Origin of the sequence: Streptomyces sp. NPDC052036, from assembly GCF_040680495.1 — a bacterium.
GTDB lineage: Bacteria > Actinomycetota > Actinomycetes > Streptomycetales > Streptomycetaceae > Streptomyces.
Map to the genome: position 1 here is coordinate 1 of NZ_JBFAWW010000070.1, position 16,497 is coordinate 16,497.

A 16,497-nucleotide genomic window follows, 5' to 3' on the forward strand; every position below is an offset into this window, starting at 1 on the left:
ACAGGGCTCCTGCGTGCTCCGCGTACAGAGTGCGCAGCAGTTCCTCATCTGCGGTCGAAAGGGTCCCTTTACCAGAGACACGGTCCGCGGAGCGACCCGGATCGGTCCGCGGACCACGTTTTCGGGAACTCCAGGGCATAAGCCGATTATTAGGCACATGTGACGCTTCATCCTGTAACACGCGGCACGGTTCTGGTGACACTCTGCGAGCGCCGCGGGTGATACCCCCTGTCAGTGCGCGCGGCGCCCGGGGAAGGGCGGCTGATCTGCGGCGACACCAAGAGGTCCCGCAAAAGAATGCATATCTACCGAACCGTAGGACCCCCGCCGTCCGTCGAGCCGGGAAAGAGTCGACGTACGCGCAATTCCTCATCGACTCCCCATGCGACAAAGGACGGATCAGAGGTGATCGAAATACACCACGCGACGCATGCGCTCCTGGCGCTGGCCGCGCTCACTCCGCCCCCGTGCATCGAAGTCGGCGCCACCGCGCAGTCCCGGCCGGTGTCCAGCGCACACCACGGCGATGGCTCTATGCAGCGCTCGACGCGCACAGCGGTCGACGGCTGCGCAGCCACGGCGGTCGTCACCTGCTGGTCCTCAAGATTGAGCAAGTGAGCGTGACCATGTAGGAGTGAGTGTCGTTGATCCCGCCTACACCAGCCGCTGGGGCGCCCAGCACTGGCAAAACCTCTGACCACGAAGACCCGCAAGACCACTCGCCACGACGCTGCCGCCGTGGCGATCGGACGACGCGCCCTGGGATACCCGATCCGGTGACGGACGGCACCGCCCCCACAGCACCGGAGCGATGCTGTGGGGCATCGGACCGTCCAGGCCACATCGGGTCTCCCGGGGCGTGAGGAAGCCCGCCCCCGTATCCCCGGACCACGGACACGATCCGTGCGTGCTGGAAGCGGAGCGAAAGCGGGGGACCAGTGTGCCCAGCACCGTTCGGGGCACGCAGCTGAGCACGGGCCCTGGCAACAGGACCCACTCCCGCTCAGTCATTAGGAACGGTTTCAAATCGGACTTCTATTACACGGGCGCTGTCCCGTGATTGTCGGCCGCCCCGCAGACGGGAGCTTCCCGTCGGCTCACAGGCCGGTTCGTGGGTGCACGTGTGTCGGTTAACGGTCGCTGCCGGTGGGCGGACGGATGATGGTCGGCAGGTTGGTGGCGGTCACCGTGTCATCCATCAGGTGTCCCTCGGCGCGCATGTGCATCGACCGCAGTACGAAGGTGTGCGGGTCGAGGTCGAGGGTGAACCAGGCGGTGATGTCCGGCCGGACGAAGGCCAGCTCGACGGCGTTCGTGTCGGCGCGCAGGAGGCGGATCGCGGCGGCGGGCTGGAACTCGCTGCGGTAGAAGGCCGTGGGCCAGCGGAGCGGGGTCCCGCCGCGGTCATGCTGCCAGCGGCCGGCCGGACGGTCGCGGTGGTAGCTGTCCGGGCCGATCAGCACGGCGCTGCCGGCTCCGGCGATGCTGTACGTCATCGCGTCTGGGGCGGCGAACCGGTACTGGGTGAGGACCGCCGGGCCGTTCGTCGACCCGCGCAGGGTCTCGTCCATGCGCAAGGAGTGCAGCCGCCCCATGGCGGTGAGCATGCGAGCGAAGTCGGCCCGCCCGTCCGGCGCGGGCAGGGGCAGGGACCGGGTGGACGTGGCCAGGCCCCGGTTGCCGCGCACGCTGACCGTCGTCGTCCAGTCCCCGGCGCCGGTCAGCGCAGCGGTGCTGGTGAAGCAGCCGAACCCACACGGGCGCAATCCCACCCGCACCGGCAACGTGCCGTCGGCGCGGTGGGCGGTGAACGCGGCGTCCCGCAACTCGTCTCCCGGCTGGGCACCGACCACCGTCAGCTTCACCCGCACCCGGCCGGGACGCGGCGGACTGAGCGACCAGCCGAGTACGTACGGGCCCGCCCCGGCGGCGACGGCCACCGTCTGTTGGCCGGCCAGCGCCGCCAGCGGCGGCCGGCCCGCGCCCTGCTCGGCCGCCACCGTGGCGGCCCGGGGAGGGTCGGGGTAGCCGACCAGCGCGCTGGCCACCGCGACCGCGGTCACCGCCGCGACCAGCTCCGCACGGACCGCGACCCGCACCCCTCGCGGCCTCGGAACCCGGCGGCGGCGCAGCCAGTAATGGGTCAGCCCGGCGACGGTCAACACGGCCAGCGCGGCGGCCTTGCCGACCAGCGCCCGCCCGTACCCGGTGCCGGTGAGCTGGCCCCAGCCGGACAACTGCTGAGCCGCGATCCCGACACCGGTCGCCGCCACGGCCACCGCCGCCGTGACCGCGGCCGGGGTCAGCGCGGCCAGCACCGCTACCGCCTGCCGCCCGGCCAGCACGCCCAGCGTGATCGCGGCCACCCAGACCGCCACCGCCAGCAGATGCACGAACAGCACAAATGTGGCCAGTGCCGGATGCGGCGCCGTGCTTGCATGCCCGGACGCCGCCTCGGCGAACAGCGCGCCCGCACCCACCCCCACCGCGAGCCACCGCAGGACCCGGATGCGACCGGCCCGCCAACCGGCGCCGACGGCCGTTCCGGCGGCGAGCAGCACCAGCCCGGCGAGCCGCCACCTGCCGGGCGCGCCCGCGGTCAGCAGGCCGACCGTCGCACCGACTCGCCCCGTGGCGACCTCGGCCGCCGACACGGCGGCGACCAGCAGGCCGACCAACGCCACCACCGGCCCGGTCACCGCTACCGACGCGACCCGGGACGCGGACACCCCGGCGTGCTGCGCCCGGCGCGCCAACAGCGCGGTGCCGGTCCAGGCCAGCAGCCCCAGCAGCCCGACCCACCGGCCGGCCAGCCCGGCCCAGCCCTCGGTGGCGGCCGGCCCGGCCGCCACCGAGCCGGCGCCCGGCGGTGCGGTGCCGATCCCGAACTGGTAGCTGCCGTGCAGCACGTGCCCGTCGTCCAGAGCGACGCTGGTCCACTGCACCGTGTACACGCCCGGGGTGAGTGCGCCCAGCCGCCGCTGCATCGCCAGCCCGTCACCGGCGACCGGCCGCGTCGCACCGACCCCGGCCTCCCGGCCGCGGGCGTCGGCGACGTCGACCCGGCTCAACCGCAGGTTCAACGTTTCGTCGAAGCGCAGCACCACCGCCGCCGGAGCTTGCGGCAGCCCGCTCCCTGGCGCCGGACTCGCCGACACCAAACTGGCGTGCGCGAATGCGGGTACCGCCGACGCGAGCAGTATCAGCAGTGCGGCGGCGACGGCCAACCGCACCCGGCGCCGCAAGCCGCTGGTGCGGTCACGCTGCGCTCCGTAGCTGGCCATGCGATCCACTCGCGCCTCCCAAACCGATGCCGCAAAGATCCTAAAAGGGACACGTCCGCGGCGATCGCATGGTTCATTCGGCGGGGCCGCGTGCAGAAGGTCCCGCCGGGGCGGGGGCGGCAGCCGGCCCAGATAGTTCTGTTATCCGCGCAGGGCATGCCCGTGGCGAAGATCGCCGAGGTGTCGTTCACCAGCGCGGACCGAGTCCGGGACGTGATCCACAACTTCAACGCGGACGGCTTCGATTCGCCCTACCCGAAGTACAAAGGCGGCTGGCCTAAGAACTCCTAACAGAATGCTGCAACTCGCCTTGGAGTATTGGCGTCTGATGGGTTGTTAGCCTGCACGCGAGAAGGGGTGAACAGCCTCCGTGAAGTTCCCCCTTGAGCATGGACAGCTGGTGGTTACGCTGCGGGGGCGAGGCCTTGTGCCGTCAGTACCCTGGTTTCGACAGGGGTGACGTACCCGTAGACGGGATGCTTCCGTAGGCGGGTGCGGTTGTATTCGACCTCTATAAAACGGAAGATGTCGGCGCGGGCGGCCTCGCGGGACTCCCAGACCCTGGTCCCGATCTCCGCTTTCAGCAATCCGAAAAGCTTTCGGCGGCCGCGATATCGTAACACGAGCCCGTTCTGCCCATACTCTGCCGCAACCCCAACTCCCTTATCAGTCTGCGGTATTCATGTGACGTGTACTCCGATCCGCGGTCCGAGTGCGCGATGCACCCTTTCTGTAGACCGCCGCGGCCGGCCGCCATCTTCAGTGCGTCGACGACCAGCTCGGCGCGGTGGTGATCGGCCATCGCGTACCCGACCACCTCGCGTGTGGCCAGGTCGATGACCGTGGCGAGATACCACCAGCCGGCCAGCGTGGGCAGGTAGGCGATGTCCGAGACCAGCTTGGTGCCCGGTTCGGCAGCGGTGAAGTCGCGTCCGACCAGGTCCGGCGACGGGGACGCCTTCCTGTCTGGCCGGGTCAGGCCGCGGCGCTTGCGGCGAGTGATCCCGCGGATGTCGCGCTCGCGCATCAGCCGCTCGACCTTCTTCCGGTTGATCCGCCGTCCTTTCCTGCGCAGCGCCGCCGTAATCCTCGGGGCACCGTATGCGCGGCGGGACGCCGTGTGGATCTGCCGGATCTCGGCAACCAGCTCGCCCTCCCGACGGGCCTGTTCCTCGGCAGCCGACCGGGCGGCAAGGTAGGCGTAATAGCCCGAACGGGACACCCCGAGCACCCTGCACATCAAGGTGACACTGTGACCACCGGGTTTGCTCTCGGTGGCCTTCTCCGCGTCGATGAACGCGTAGCGCGCGGCTACTTCGTCGACTCCTTTGCGAAGAAGGCCGCGGCTGAGATGTGAATTCGCCGGTTTGTAGGCAGGCGTCAGCGCCATCGGACCGGAGTGCGAGAACAGTGGGCTATTCGGCGGGCTTGGTGGTGACGCTCAGACCGAGCTCCTCGAGCTGCGCGATCAGGCGCCGGGCTCGGTGCTCGGGCGAATAGCGGCGGCTGACCCAGTCCGCGCCCAGTTCCCGGAACGGCACCCTGTCGTGGGCGATGTGCCAGTAGGCGACGATGATGTCGTGTCGCGTGGCACCGATGGCCTTGTAACGCCCGGCCCGGCCACGGATCTGGGCGTGATGAGCGGCCAGATAAGTGCCCTTGGCCCGGGCCGCACCCCAGGCCGCCTCGGTCAGGGCCTGCTTGAGCCACCGCGATCCCGGCCGGGTGCGACCCGAGCGCCGTTTGCCGCCCGAGGCGTTGTTGCCCGGGCAGATACCCGCCCAGGAGGCAAGGTGCCCTGAGGAGGGGAAGACCGACATGCCCAGGCCGATCTCGGCGACCAGGGCCTGAACGGTCTTTGGTCCGACACCGGGAATCGTGCACAGCAGGTCCAGCATCGGCTGATGAGGCTCCAGTCGTCGGCTGATCTCGGTGTCCAGCTCGGTGATCGCAGCATCAAGGGCGTCACCGCTGTCCGTGACCGCGTCAGATCCCGCAGGTCCCGCATCTCACGTGGCGGCACGAATGAGGGCCGCACCAGGCCGTGTTCGAGTAACTGGGCAATCCACACGGAGTCGGCCACGTCTGTCTTGCGGCCCGGCACGTTGTGCATGTGCTGGGCATTCAGCAGCCAGCAGGTGAAGCGCTCCTCCAGCATGCTGAAGACGGGTTTCCAATAGATCCCGGTCGCCTCCATGCCGACCAGCTCGACCTGTTCGAGCAGCAGCCAGTCACTCAGCTCGGCCAGCCCGCACTGAGTCGTGGGATACGTTCGCGTCTCCTGACCTCGGCTGTTCTTGCGCTTGCCCGGCCAGCGGACCGTGGCCACGACCGTGTCGCGGTGCACGTCCAAGCCCGCGCAGCGGGCCACCACCACATCCATCCCAGCCTCCTCGGGCATGGCGTCGTCCCAGCGGACGCCGCCCGAAGGGGCCTACCGGTTCAAAGAGTCTGAGATTCGCGCTCGTGGCAGCAGTCAGAAGTCCCTCAAGGCCCCAGCGTCATACTTTTTTCCGGACTCGCAGTACCACACGGCACCGACGTCTGCCGGGCGACGCCCCTTCGATGATCACCCACCGTGCGGGACCCGAGCACCAGCGCACGGCAGCAACCCCAGGGGCGCGTGAGAGCACCAGCCACCGAGGCGCATTCTCATCGCGCGCCGGTGCGGGTCCGAAGGGCCCCCATGGATACTTTTTTCAAGATCTCGATGGTCTGCTGTTGTTCCCGGTTCTCCCGCCGCAAGCGGCGCAGCTCTTCCTTCTCGTCGCTGGTCAGTGTGTCCGCTGGGCCTTGACCCCGGTCGGCCTTGTCCTGGTTCACCCAGTTCCGCAGCCCCTCCGGGCCTACGCCGATCTCCCGAACGACCTCGGTGACCGTCTTCTCCGACGAATGGACCAGCGCGACCGCGTCACGCTTGAACTCGGCCGTGTACCGCTTGCTCGTGTTGCTCTTCTTGCTCACTACCTGGAACTGCTTCCTCTGGGACCTTCCGTCCCAGTATCAGGCTGTCCAGCCTGGAGGGGGAACTTCAGACCACAGCTAAGGGGCGACACACTACTAGTCCATCCTCAACCGCAGTATCCCCTCCGCCCTGGCCGGGGCGGTGGTACCGCTCTCGGCCAGTTACGCCGTCGGCGAGGCCGCCGCAGTAGAACGCTCCGTCTCCCGCAGCTTCCGCGACGCACCACTCTTCCTCGACCTGTTCACCGCGCAGATCGTGCTCGGCGCCAAAGTGCGGCCCGCGTCACCGAGGAGCCGGTGATGCGGGCCGACGGCAAGACCGGCGTGTTGCGCCCCTGTCAGGTAGGGCTCGGCGCCCGGCTCAACAGACGATTCGATAGCGGTGTTCTGGACGGCCGCTGGTTCCGTAGCGAAGTTCGAGCCGGACCATGCCCTCCCGTACGAGGTACGAGAGATACCGCTGGGCCGTGGCGCGGGAGACGCCGGTGAGTTCGGCGGCCTGAGCTGCGGACAGGGCGTCGTGGGCGGTGCGGAGGGCCTGGTGCAGGAGAGCCAGGGTCGGCGCGGAGTGGCCCTTGGCCGGAACCCGGGGCACGGCCGGTGGCCGGGCGGCGCTGAAGAGGGCGTCCACGTCAGCCTGGTCGGTTCGGGGAGCCAGGCCCAGGGCGTCAACGCGGTGCTGGAGTTCGCGGTAGGCGGTGAGCCGCTCGGCCAGATCGGCGGAGCCGAACGGCTTGACCAGGTAGCCTACGGCGCCGAGCTTCATGGCGGTCCGTACCGAGGTGATGTCCCTGTCGGCGGTGATCATGATCGCGTCGGGGCGGGCTCCGCCCTTGTCTCCGCTGAGCTGCCGCAGCACATCGAGTCCGCTGCCGTCCGGCAGGAAGACATCGAGCAACAGCAGATCGGGGTGGAGGGTGCGCACCGCGTCCAGCGTCTCGGCCACGGTCGCCGCCCGGCCGACCACCTCGAAGTCCTTGACACGGGACGCGTAGTCGCAGTGGATGCGGCTGACGCGGAAGTCGTCGTCCACCACCAGGGTCCGGATCATCCGCGATCACCTCCTGTCGGCGCGGCCGTCGTCAACTGTGCGTCTCGGGGTACGGGGGTGGCGTCCGGCAGTGGCAGTACGACGGTGAAGACTGCGCCCGGCCCCTCGCTGACCGTGATCGTCCCGCCGTGCCGTTGTGCCAGCCGGTGGACGAGGGCCAGACCCAACCCGCGCCGGGCGGTGCCCCGGTCGGGCCGGGTCGACCAGCCGTCCTCGAAGATCGACTCGGCGGCACCCTGCGGAATCCCCGGGCCGCTGTCCGTGACCCGCACCATCACTTGGTCGACGACCTCGACCAGCGAAAGCCCCACCTCGCGACCACCCGCCGGAGGCGGTCCGCCGGCCGCCGCGTCGATCGCGTTGTCCAGCAGGTTGCCGACGATGGTCAGCAGCCGGCGCAGATGCGGCGGGTCCTCGCCGAGCGCGGAGTCGTCGCTGAGAACCATCCGTACCCCGCGTTCCGCGGCCACCGTGGTCTTGGCGACGATCAGCCCCACGAGCAGTGTGTTGCCGATCCGTTCGCGTACGGACTCGGTCAGCGCCTGGTCGGCGCCGGCTGACTCGACTGCGTATTCGTAGGCAGCGTCGTGGTCGCCGATGTCCAGCAGCCCGGCCACGGTGTGCATACGGTTGGTGAACTCGTGCTGCTGGGCGCGCAGGGCGTCGGTCAGCCCGCGTACGGAGTCCAGTTCGCGCAGCAGCCCGATCAGCTCGGTGCGGTCGCGTACGGTGACCACCGCGCCCAGTTCACGGCCGTGCAGCGTCACCGGCATCCGGTTGACCACCAGGCAGTGGTCATCGGTCAGCACGCTGAGGTCGGTGCCGGTCAGGGTGCCGTCCAGGGCGCGGCGCAGCCGCCCGTCGGGCAGTACCTCCTCGAGGCTGCTGCCGAGCGCCGTGCCGAGGCCGAGCAGGTTGCGGGCCTCGTCATTGACCACAGTGATCCGGCCGCCGGGATCGAAAGCGATCACGCCCTCCCGGATGCCGTGGAGCATGGCCTCACGATCCTGGAGCAGTCCGGCGATCTCCTCCAGCTCCAGCCCGAAAGTCGACCGTTTCAGCCGCCTGGCCAGCAGGAACGCCGCAGTCGAGCCGAGCGCGACGGCGATCGCGGCATAAAGGCCGAAGGTGGGCAGCTCCCGCCACAGCTCGCCGAGCACATCGCGTTCCGGGATGCCGGCCGAAACCTCGCCGACCAGCATGCCGGTGGGCCCGTACAACGGAGCCTTGCCGTTGGCGGACCGCCCGGTCGCGCCCTGGTCGGAGCCCACGTGGGGGCGGCCGTCCAGCACCACGATCGGATCGCCCACCGGCTCGCCGATCAGCGCCGGGTCGGGGTGCGAGTGGCGGATGCCACGCAGGTCGATCACGACCACGTACGACGCCCCCGACGCCTTCCGGATCCGTTCGGCGACGGTCTGCACGATGCCGTCGCCGCCCCCGTGCGCCATGGCCTGCCGGATCCGGGGTTCGGCGGCCGTTGTCCGGGCGATGTCCAGTGCCCGGCCCTCGTAGACACGGTCGATCTCCGCCCGCTGGGCGAACGCGAACAGCACGAAGCCGATGGCTCCGGTGAGGGTGAGGATGACCAGCTGGTTGGCCAGAATCCGTGCGGAGAGCCTCCTCTTCCCGCCACGGCCGATTTGGATACGGATGGGCATCACAGGTGCCTTCGCCCTTGTCGTGCTGCCGGGCCCGGCCCCTTCGCCGTACCCGTGGTGGCGTGATTGTGTCCCACCGAGGACCTTCTGCCCACCCCCCGCATGCTGAGCAGAACGAGCAGAACCCCTGTCAACACGACTAACGCGATATACGTCTGAAACAGCGACGTCATGCCAAGTGGCCTTTAGCGTCTGCCTTCCTCGACCTCCGAGGTTAGGAAGGAGACGGCCTTAGATGGCTTCGCGAAACGATGTCGCGACTAGCTCCGCTGCCGAGAAGATCGGCCGGGACAGCGCGCGCGTCGAGATCTCAGGGCTCACCAAACGCTTTCTGACTCCTGCGGGTGAGGTGTTCACGGCACTGCGGGACGTTTCGTTCACCGTGGAGCCGGGTCAGTTCTGCGCGGTGGTCGGCCCGACCGGCTGCGGCAAGTCGACGACGCTGAGCATGGTGTCCGGGCTCGACCAGCCCAGCGAGGGTTCGGTCAGGGTCGGCGGCCGTGAGGTGGACGGCGTCACCGACGGCGTCAGCTTCATGTTCCAGACCGACGCGCTGCTGCCTTGGAAGACGGTCCTCGGCAACGTCCTGATGGGCCCCGTCTTCCGCGGAGTGCCCAAGCAGAAGGCCCAGGCCTCGGCACGCGACTGGCTGCGCCGGGTGGGCTTGACGGGATTTGAGGACCGCTACCCGCACCAGCTCTCCGGCGGCATGCGCAAGCGCGTGGCGATGGCCGCGGCGCTGATCAACGAACCCAAGATCCTGATCATGGACGAGCCGTTCGGCGCCCTGGACGTGCAGACCAAGGCGATCATGTCGACCGAACTCCTCGGTCTGTGGGAGCAGATCCGTCCGTCGGTCATCTTCATCACCCACGACCTCGACGAGGCCGTGGCGCTCGCCGACCGGGTCGTCGTCATGACGTCCAGCCCCGGCTCGGTCAAGGCGGTCTTCGACATCGACCTGCCGCGCCCGCGCGGCTCGGTCCAGGAGATCCGCTTCCAGCCCCGCTTCATCGAACTCCAGCACCAGATCTGGGACTGCCTGCGCGAGGAGGTGGAGCGCGCCTACGCACGCACCGCAGGAGGTACGGCATGAACATGATGTCCACCGTTTCCACCGCCTCGGCCAAGGACGGCTCCCAGGCCTCGGCCACGGCCGCCGCCCAACGCGCCGCCCGGCGGCGCACCTTGCTGGTGTGGGCGGGCCGCATCGGTCTCGCGGTCTTCGTTCTCGGCGGCTGGCAGGCCTTCACCGCCTGGGGGATCGTCGACAAGTTCTTCTTCGGGCAGCCGTCCGGCATCGCCAAACGGCTCGTCGACCTCTTCCAGCACGGCACCGAGTTCGGCTCCTTCTACGCCAACATCTGGACCACGATCCAGGAGGCGCTCGTCGGCTTCGCCCTCGGGGCCGTCGCCGGAGTGGTCTTCGGCGTCGCGCTCGGCCAGAGCCGCTTCCTCGCCGATGTGCTTGGCCCCTACATCAAGATGGTCAACGCGATCCCGCGTATCGTTCTTGGCTCGATCTTCATCGTCGCGTTCGGCATCGGCGTGCTGCCGAAGATCCTGCTCGCCGCAGTGCTGGTGTTCTTCATCGTCTTCTTCAACGCCTTCCAGGGCGTCCGCGAGGTCGACCGCAACATCCTCGCCAACACCAAGGTCCTCGGCGCCTCGCAACTGCAGATCATCCGGCACGTCACGGTGCCCTCCGCACTCACCTGGATCATCGCCAGCCTGCACAGCGCCTTCGGCTTTGCCATCGTCGGCGCGCTGGTCGGTGAGGTGCTCGGCGCGCAGAGCGGCCTCGGCCTGGTCATCAAGACCGCGCAGAACAACTTCGACCCCAACGGCGTGTTCGCCACGATGCTCGTCATCTCGGTCATCGTGCTCGGCGCCGAGTGGCTGATCGGCAAGCTCGAACACCGGCTGCTGTCCTGGCGCCCGCCGGCCCCGTCCGAGGCCTCCAACACCATCTGACGCCCCCCCGCGCCCCCTACTTCATCCCAGAACCCTCAGCAAAGGAATGTGGCCAGCCATGTCCAGACGACCCGCCGCCGTCGCCGCGTCTCTCCTCACCGTTCTCGCCCTCGGCGCGGTCAGCGCCTGTTCCGGCAACTCCAGCGCCAGCACCGCGAGCAGCGGCTCCGGCGGCACGCCGACCGTCAAGCTCATGGTCGGCGGCATCGACAAGCAGATCTACCTTCCGTACCAGCTCGCCCAGAACCTCGGCTACTACAAGAAGTACGGCGTCAACGTCCAGCTGAGCACCGAGCAGGACGGCGGCGTCGGCGCCGAGGAAGCCATGGCCTCGGGGCAGGTGGACATGGCGGGCGCCTGGTACAACCACACAATCGAGTTCCAGGCGAAGGGCAAGGCAGTCGAGGACGTCGTGCAGCTCTCCGGCGCGCCGGGCGAGCGCGAGATGTGCACCAAGAAATCGGGGGTCCACTCGGCCGCCGACTTCAAGGGAAAGACCCTCGGCGTCACCGACCTGGGGTCGGGCACCGACACCCTCACCCAGTTCCTGGCAGCCAAGAAGAGCGTGAAGACCAGCCAGTTCCACCGGATCGGGGTCGGCGCGGGCTCCACCGCCATCGCCGCGCTGCAGAACGGCAAGGTCGACTGCGTGATGACGACGCAGCCGACGGTGGCCGCGATTCAGAAGAAGGGCGTCGGTACGTCCGCGATCGACCTGGCCACCACGGACGGCGCCACGGCGGCGATGGGCGGTGCCTATCCCGCTGCCAGTGTGCTCGCACGCGCCGACTGGGTGGGCACGCACAAGGACACGGTGCAGAAGGTCGTCGACGCGCTCGTCGCCACCATGCACTGGATCAACACGCACAGCGCGGCCGACATCGCGAACAAGCTGCCGGCGTCGTTCGTGTCGAACCAACTGGTGACCAAGGCCGACTACATCTCGGCCCTGAACGAGGACAAGGGCCAGTTCCTCCCGGACGGTCTCATGCCTGCCGGCGGTCCGAAGACCTCTCTGGCGACGGAGAAGCTGGTCGGCAACGTGAAGTCGTCGGTGGACCTCAGCAAGACGTTCACCAATGACTTCGCCATCCAGGCCAACAAGACCGAGGGCTTCAAGACGACCACGACCCCGGCCGGGTCGAACGGCTGAGCCTGCGCCATGCATGAGGCCGCCCGGCTGACTGGCACCTGGGTGGCCTCATGGCCGGCCGCGAACGCCCGGTCGGCAGGGGGAGGTTGGGGCGCGACCGGCTGACGCAGCGCGCCGAGGGCGCCGAGGGCGTCGGCTGTGCCTGACCGACCGGACGGTGTATGCGGCCGTTGCGCCCCGGGACCTACGCGGCCGGGGCGCACCGAACGGGTCAGCGGACCGGCAGCACGGTGGTGTGTTCCTCGCGCACAGCCTGCAGGGAGCGGGGGTGGAGACCGAGCAGGCTCAGGATCGTCGGTGCGATCTGCTTGGTCTGCACGCCCGCGGAGTCGCGCACGCCGTCCGGGACCGAGGCGCCGGACACGACGAGGGGAACGGCGAGGTCGTCGGAGTGGCCACCGCCGTGCTCGGCGATCTTCTTGGTGCCGCCGGTGAAGACGACGCCGTACTGCGCGACACCGAGGAGGTCCGGGACCCGGGCATCGCCGGCCTTGACGTGGAAGTAGTCGGCCGCAGCCTTGCCGGCGTAGACCTTGCTGAGCCCGCTGTGGGTGTAAGCCTTGGGCGCGGCATTGATGTCGGTGCCGGTGCCGCTCTGCGTAAGCAGGTACTTCTTGGCGAAGGCGGTGGCGGCCGCGGAGCGGTCGGAGAGCCAGAGCAGCACGGCGTCGTCGTCCACCGTGTGCGTCACCAGGTCGGCGGCGCCGGGGTGGAGCTTCTTCCAGGCGGCGTTGAGGCCGTCCAGCAGCGGGCCGTCGTCGACGCGGGTGAGCGCGGCGGGGTCGGTGGCGACTCGCCGTGCTTGGCGGAGAGGATGACGGTGGTGCTGCCGGATAGGTGCCGCTTCCCGATCTCGGAGGTCAGGGCGCCGATCTCCGTGTTGACGAAGTCCAGGTTCTTCACCAGCAGCGGGCCCGGGACGTTCTTGGCGGTGTAGCCGCCGGCGAGGCCGTCCGAGGCGGGCAGCTTCTGCGCGGTGGACACCCCCTGGAAGTTGAGGCCGAAGATCGCCGGGGTGCCGACCTTGTGGGAGCGGCTGTGGTCGTAGCCGTCGATTTCATTGAGGACGGCCTTCACCTTGTAGCCGTCGTACTGCTCGGTGGCCTTGTTGTCCGTGGTCCAGTCGCTGCTGGCGTAGCCGAGGGCGTCGCTGTTGATCTCCGGGGTGAACAGGTCCTGGACGCCGGTGCTCGAGGGGCCGTTGAGGATCTCGTAGGCGGCGTGCTTGTCCGACCAGGCGGTACGCAGACCCGCCTGGCGGGCCACCTCGAAGATCGTGTTCACCTTGGTTCAACCACGAGGACCCGACGGGGGTGAAATGGAAGTGGACGTGCGGGTTTTTCGCCAGCCAAGCCTTCACGTCCGGAGTGGTGTGCGTGGAGAGGTTGTCCAGGACGACATGGATTTCCTTCCCCGCATGCGGCTTGACGGCCTTCTTCAGGAACGCCAGGAAGCTCGCGCCGTTCCGGTTCGGTTTACACTCGCCCAGCACTTCACCGGTCGTGACGTTCAGCGCGGCGAACAGGTTCGTGGTGCCGTGCCGCACATAGTCATGGGTGCGCTTCTCGATGGCCGTGAAAGCCACCGGCAGCACCGGCTGGGTCCGGTCCAGCGCCTGCACCTGCGTCTTCTCGTCGATCGACGGCACCACGGCGCCACCGGGCGGGGCCAGGTACAAACCGACGACATCGGCGACCTCCTCCGCGAACGCCGGGTCTTTCGAGATCTTGAAGGTGCCCGAGCGGTGCGGCTTCAGACTCTCCTCACGCCAGATGCGGGCGACGTAATGCCACGACACCGAGACGCCTTCCCGCCGTTTCAGATGGTCGGCCAGCGTCCGCGTCGACCAGTGCGTCAGGCCGGATTCCGCCGGCGGGGACATCGTCGTCAAAGCGATCACCCGAGCCCGTACCTGCGGCGGCACCTGGGTACGCGGCCCGCCGCGGCGCTTCTCCTCCAGACCGGCAAGGCCCCGCTCGGCATAACGGGCCTTGCAGCGGTCCACCGTCAGCGGCGTCACACCGGCGAGCTCGGCAATGTCCTTGCGCCGCCGCCCCTCGCCGGACCACAACACGATCCGCGCACGAAGCGCCACATCGGCAGGAACATCCCGCGACCCGGCCAACTCCCGCAGTTCCGCCATCTGTTCAGAAGAGAGATCCATACCAGACTCAACGATCACAGAAGCCTCAGGTTCCATGAACAGGATCACGAGACACTAGGTCAGGACAAACAGTGCCAGGAAACGCGAGGGGGCACCCCCACGCCGTGCTGGCCGCACGTCCCACCATTGCCTCAAGGCGTATTCCGGCTGAGCTTGCTCCAGGGTTGACAGCATCGCATACATCGACAAGGCTCAGATTTCGGTCTTCAGCGAGGAAGAACGTCGCCGCAGCGGGGAGCGGCGGCGACGGAAAGTAAGGTCCGGCCGATGGGCGAATTCGAAGGGCAGCATGTCATCCGTCGCCCATACACCGAAGCCGGTCTGCGCGCTAAGGCGGAGGCGGCCGAGAACCCCCAAGCCCCAGAGGCGGGCCTCCGTGACGTCGGAGGCAGGCTGGTCGAAGCTGTCGTGGCCGGGACGGCCAGCGCACGGATCGAAGTGTTGCGCCGCAGCTCGCGCACACCAATCGGCTGGCGGTTCCAGCAACCATCACCCACGGTTTTCTGGTTCCGCTCCGGTATCCGGAGCCTGCGCCTCGAAGTCGATGGCCGTACCTACACCGCGCCGGTGACGTCGACCGGCGGCCTGTGCTTCTTCCCCGCGCACGCCCGGATCGAGGGCGCATTCGTGGTCGACGCCGTGGCCGACTACACCGCGCTTTTCCTCGACCCACTGCTCGTCACGGACTGTGGCCTGTCGGTGCCCGAACAGCCGGTCATCGGCTTCGCCCACGCGCCCATGGCCCGGAGCCTGTACGAGCTCTCCCGCGATGCCCGTCACCCCGATGCCGTCTTCGAACTGCTCGTGGAGGGGTCAGCACTGCAGTCGCTGGCGCATTTGGCCCGGCTCGCTGAGGACGTTCGCCGGGCAGAGCAGGCGGTCCCTGGCCTGCCCGGAGCCAGCCTCTCGCGCGTGGAGCGGTACGTGCGCGACCACCTCGCCGAGCACCTCACCGTCGACGATCTGGCAGAGGTCGCCGGGTTCAGTCGGCGGCAGTTCACTCGCGCCTTCAAGCAGAGTGTCGGGCAGACTCCGCAGCGCTACGTGTACTCCCTGCGCATCGATGAGGCGAAGCGCCTCCTCCTTGCCAGTGACGAGCCGGTCACTGGCATCGCCACGTGCTGCGGGTTCAGTCACCTCCAACACTTCGCGACCGCTTTCAGGCGTGCCACCGGGATGACTCCCACGCAGTTCCGCGGCCGCCGCTGACCTCCCTGCTCCTGCCCTCTCTGTCAGCCTTGGGTGAGACGTCCCGCTTCGTCGGGTTAGCCTGAGAGGGCACGACAGGAGAACCACCCCCTCATGACCAGCACCAACCCCGTCGGATCTGACCCGGCTCCCCGACCGAAGCGCCGTTCCTTCAGCCCCGAGTACAAGCTGCGGATCGTGGCTGAGTACGACGCCGCGCCCAAGAACGAGAAGGGTGCTGTCCTGCGCCGCGAGCGCCTGTACCACTCGCACGTCAAGGAATGGCGGGCCGCGCGGGATGCCGGGGCCTTGGAGAAGCTGTTCGACAAGCGCACCAGCCCGGCGAGGCCGAAGAAGTCGGCGGCCGAGGCAGAGAACGAGAAGCTGCGCCGCCAGGTGGAACGGCTGGAGAAGGAACTGGCCCGGAACAAGGCCGCGTTGGAAGTCATGGGAAAAGCTTCCGCGCTCTTGGAAATGATCTCCGGGGGCGCGGACTGAGGGCTGCCGCCGACCCGGTGGCCGACGACGCGTTCACCGGCATCGAAGGCGAACTGGGCATCACGGCCGCCTGCCGGCTGACGGGCCGCTCCCGGGCCACCCACTACCGCCGGCTACGTCCCCCGCCGCCGCGCAAGCCCCGCTCGCCGCAAGTCCAGCCCTCGGCCCTGACGGCAGAAGAACGGGCTGCGGTACTGGAGCTGATGAACAGCGTCGAGTACGCCGAGCTTCCTCCGGCGCAGATCTGGGCCCGAGAGCTGGACGCCGGGCGCTATCACTGCTCCGTCTCCACGATGTACCGGATCCTGCGCGAAAAGGGGCAATCCGGCGAACGCCGCCGCCAGGCCACCCACTCCGCCAAGACGGTGCCCGAGCTGATCGCCACCGGGCCCTCGCAGGTGTTCACCTGGGACATCACCACGGCAGCCGGACCGGTCACGGGCGTCTGGTACCACGCCTACGTCATCATCGACATCTTCAGCCGCTACGTCGTCGGCCACACCGTCGAACGGGCCGAATCAGCGGCACGGGCCGAGGAGTTGATCCGCGAGACCATCGCA

16 protein-coding genes and 4 pseudogenes are annotated in these 16,497 nt (G+C 68.6%); 10 read left to right on the forward strand and 10 right to left on the reverse strand.

The window, feature by feature from the left end:
• The first annotated feature begins 405 nt into the window (after positions 1-405).
• Together AB0L95_RS40445 and AB0L95_RS40450 are read left to right on the forward strand one after the other, a co-directional pair.
• Positions 406-618, forward strand: a complete 213-nt coding sequence (locus AB0L95_RS40445) for a hypothetical protein (RefSeq protein ID WP_365171442.1) — start codon at positions 406-408, stop codon at positions 616-618.
• Between the two features lie 4 nt (positions 619-622).
• A pseudogene (locus AB0L95_RS40450) lies at positions 623-1,014 on the forward strand (IS200/IS605 family accessory protein TnpB-related protein); the annotation flags it as partial.
• Positions 1,015-1,130: 116 nt separating this feature from the next.
• Here AB0L95_RS40450 and AB0L95_RS40455 read toward each other — a convergent pair.
• Positions 1,131-3,284, reverse strand: coding sequence for a copper resistance protein CopC (locus AB0L95_RS40455; protein WP_365171444.1), 2,154 nt, complete (start codon positions 3,282-3,284; stop codon positions 1,131-1,133).
• A gap of 75 nt (positions 3,285-3,359) precedes the next feature.
• Here AB0L95_RS40455 and AB0L95_RS40460 point away from each other — a divergent pair.
• Positions 3,360-3,566, forward strand: a pseudogene (locus AB0L95_RS40460) (helix-turn-helix domain-containing protein); the annotation flags it as partial.
• A gap of 298 nt (positions 3,567-3,864) precedes the next feature.
• Here AB0L95_RS40460 and AB0L95_RS40465 read toward each other — a convergent pair.
• From AB0L95_RS40465 to AB0L95_RS40480, 4 genes and pseudogenes are all read right to left on the reverse strand, one after another.
• Complete coding sequence (locus tag AB0L95_RS40465; protein ID WP_365171446.1) at positions 3,865-4,674, reverse strand: IS3 family transposase; 810 nt, start codon at positions 4,672-4,674, stop codon at positions 3,865-3,867.
• A 25-nt stretch (positions 4,675-4,699) separates the two neighbouring features.
• Positions 4,700-5,182 carry an IS110 family transposase gene (locus AB0L95_RS40470; protein ID WP_365171448.1) on the reverse strand — a complete coding sequence of 161 codons (483 nt, stop codon included), beginning with the start codon at positions 5,180-5,182 and terminating at the stop codon, positions 4,700-4,702.
• 128 nt (positions 5,183-5,310) lie between these two features.
• Positions 5,311-5,685: pseudogene (locus AB0L95_RS40475) on the reverse strand (transposase); the annotation flags it as partial.
• Positions 5,686-5,936: 251 nt separating this feature from the next.
• The gene (locus AB0L95_RS40480) at positions 5,937-6,248 is read right to left on the reverse strand and encodes a transposase (RefSeq protein ID WP_365171450.1); all 312 of its coding nucleotides are present in this window, start codon (positions 6,246-6,248) and stop codon (positions 5,937-5,939) included.
• Positions 6,249-6,390: 142 nt separating this feature from the next.
• On the opposite strand from AB0L95_RS40480, the gene AB0L95_RS40485 reads away from it, so the two are divergent.
• Positions 6,391-6,549, forward strand: coding sequence for a hypothetical protein (locus AB0L95_RS40485; protein ID WP_365171452.1), 159 nt, complete (start codon positions 6,391-6,393; stop codon positions 6,547-6,549).
• Positions 6,550-6,609: 60 nt separating this feature from the next.
• Here the strand turns inward: AB0L95_RS40485 and AB0L95_RS40490 are convergent, their stop codons facing one another.
• On the reverse strand, positions 6,610-7,299 hold the full coding sequence (locus AB0L95_RS40490) for a response regulator (RefSeq protein WP_365171454.1): 690 nt from the start codon (positions 7,297-7,299) through the stop codon (positions 6,610-6,612).
• Positions 7,296-8,960 (reverse strand): sensor histidine kinase, encoded by a 1,665-nt coding sequence (locus tag AB0L95_RS40495; RefSeq protein WP_365171456.1) that lies wholly within the window; start codon positions 8,958-8,960, stop codon positions 7,296-7,298. The genes AB0L95_RS40490 and AB0L95_RS40495 overlap by 4 nt, the downstream gene beginning before the upstream one ends.
• A 235-nt stretch (positions 8,961-9,195) precedes the next feature.
• Between AB0L95_RS40495 and AB0L95_RS40500 the strand changes: the two genes are divergently transcribed.
• From AB0L95_RS40500 to AB0L95_RS40510, 3 genes are read left to right on the forward strand one after another with little or no spacing between them, the layout of a single operon-like run.
• Entirely contained in the window at positions 9,196-10,056 is an 861-nt protein-coding gene (locus AB0L95_RS40500; RefSeq protein WP_365171458.1) for an ABC transporter ATP-binding protein, read from the forward strand.
• Positions 10,053-10,934, forward strand: a complete 882-nt coding sequence (locus AB0L95_RS40505) for an ABC transporter permease (protein ID WP_365171460.1) — start codon at positions 10,053-10,055, stop codon at positions 10,932-10,934. The genes AB0L95_RS40500 and AB0L95_RS40505 overlap by 4 nt, the downstream gene beginning before the upstream one ends.
• A gap of 58 nt (positions 10,935-10,992) precedes the next feature.
• Positions 10,993-12,087 (forward strand): ABC transporter substrate-binding protein, encoded by a 1,095-nt coding sequence (locus AB0L95_RS40510; protein WP_365171462.1) that lies wholly within the window; start codon positions 10,993-10,995, stop codon positions 12,085-12,087.
• A gap of 211 nt (positions 12,088-12,298) precedes the next feature.
• Here the strand turns inward: AB0L95_RS40510 and AB0L95_RS40515 are convergent, their stop codons facing one another.
• From AB0L95_RS40515 to AB0L95_RS40525, 3 genes are read right to left on the reverse strand one after another with little or no spacing between them, the layout of a single operon-like run.
• Positions 12,299-12,766 carry a hypothetical protein gene (locus tag AB0L95_RS40515; protein WP_365171464.1) on the reverse strand — a complete coding sequence of 156 codons (468 nt, stop codon included), beginning with the start codon at positions 12,764-12,766 and terminating at the stop codon, positions 12,299-12,301.
• Between the two features lie 8 nt (positions 12,767-12,774).
• The gene (locus AB0L95_RS40520; RefSeq protein ID WP_365171466.1) at positions 12,775-13,164 is read right to left on the reverse strand and encodes a hypothetical protein; all 390 of its coding nucleotides are present in this window, start codon (positions 13,162-13,164) and stop codon (positions 12,775-12,777) included.
• Positions 13,145-14,299 (reverse strand): IS630 family transposase, encoded by a 1,155-nt coding sequence (locus AB0L95_RS40525; protein WP_365171468.1) that lies wholly within the window; start codon positions 14,297-14,299, stop codon positions 13,145-13,147. Before AB0L95_RS40525 ends, AB0L95_RS40520 begins: the two co-directional genes overlap by 20 nt.
• Positions 14,300-14,518: 219 nt before the next feature.
• Here AB0L95_RS40525 and AB0L95_RS40530 point away from each other — a divergent pair, with 219 nt between their 5' ends.
• The 3 genes and pseudogenes from AB0L95_RS40530 to AB0L95_RS40540 form a co-directional block, all read left to right on the forward strand.
• The gene (locus AB0L95_RS40530; RefSeq protein WP_365171470.1) at positions 14,519-15,460 is read left to right on the forward strand and encodes an AraC family transcriptional regulator; all 942 of its coding nucleotides are present in this window, start codon (positions 14,519-14,521) and stop codon (positions 15,458-15,460) included.
• A gap of 93 nt (positions 15,461-15,553) precedes the next feature.
• A complete protein-coding gene (locus AB0L95_RS40535; RefSeq protein ID WP_365171472.1) occupies positions 15,554-15,937 on the forward strand; it encodes a hypothetical protein in 384 nt (127 codons plus the stop codon).
• A gap of 17 nt (positions 15,938-15,954) precedes the next feature.
• Positions 15,955-16,497: pseudogene (locus AB0L95_RS40540) on the forward strand (IS3 family transposase); the annotation flags it as partial.

Bases quoted from the DNA above. Each gene is read 5' to 3' on its own strand.
- AB0L95_RS40455 (WP_365171444.1), bottom strand. From the start codon at position 3,284: ATGGCCAGCTACGGAGCGCAGCGTGACCGCACCAGCGGCTTGCGGCGC.
- AB0L95_RS40465 (WP_365171446.1), bottom strand. From the start codon at position 4,674: ATGGCGCTGACGCCTGCCTACAAACCGGCGAATTCACATCTCAGCCGC.
- AB0L95_RS40470 (WP_365171448.1), bottom strand. From the start codon at position 5,182: ATGCTGGACCTGCTGTGCACGATTCCCGGTGTCGGACCAAAGACCGTT.
- AB0L95_RS40490 (WP_365171454.1), bottom strand. From the start codon at position 7,299: ATGATCCGGACCCTGGTGGTGGACGACGACTTCCGCGTCAGCCGCATC.
- AB0L95_RS40495 (WP_365171456.1), bottom strand. From the start codon at position 8,960: ATGCCCATCCGTATCCAAATCGGCCGTGGCGGGAAGAGGAGGCTCTCC.
- AB0L95_RS40500 (WP_365171458.1), top strand. From the start codon at position 9,196: ATGGCTTCGCGAAACGATGTCGCGACTAGCTCCGCTGCCGAGAAGATC.
- AB0L95_RS40505 (WP_365171460.1), top strand. From the start codon at position 10,053: ATGAACATGATGTCCACCGTTTCCACCGCCTCGGCCAAGGACGGCTCC.
- AB0L95_RS40510 (WP_365171462.1), top strand. From the start codon at position 10,993: ATGTCCAGACGACCCGCCGCCGTCGCCGCGTCTCTCCTCACCGTTCTC.
- AB0L95_RS40530 (WP_365171470.1), top strand. From the start codon at position 14,519: ATGGGCGAATTCGAAGGGCAGCATGTCATCCGTCGCCCATACACCGAA.
- AB0L95_RS40535 (WP_365171472.1), top strand. From the start codon at position 15,554: ATGACCAGCACCAACCCCGTCGGATCTGACCCGGCTCCCCGACCGAAG.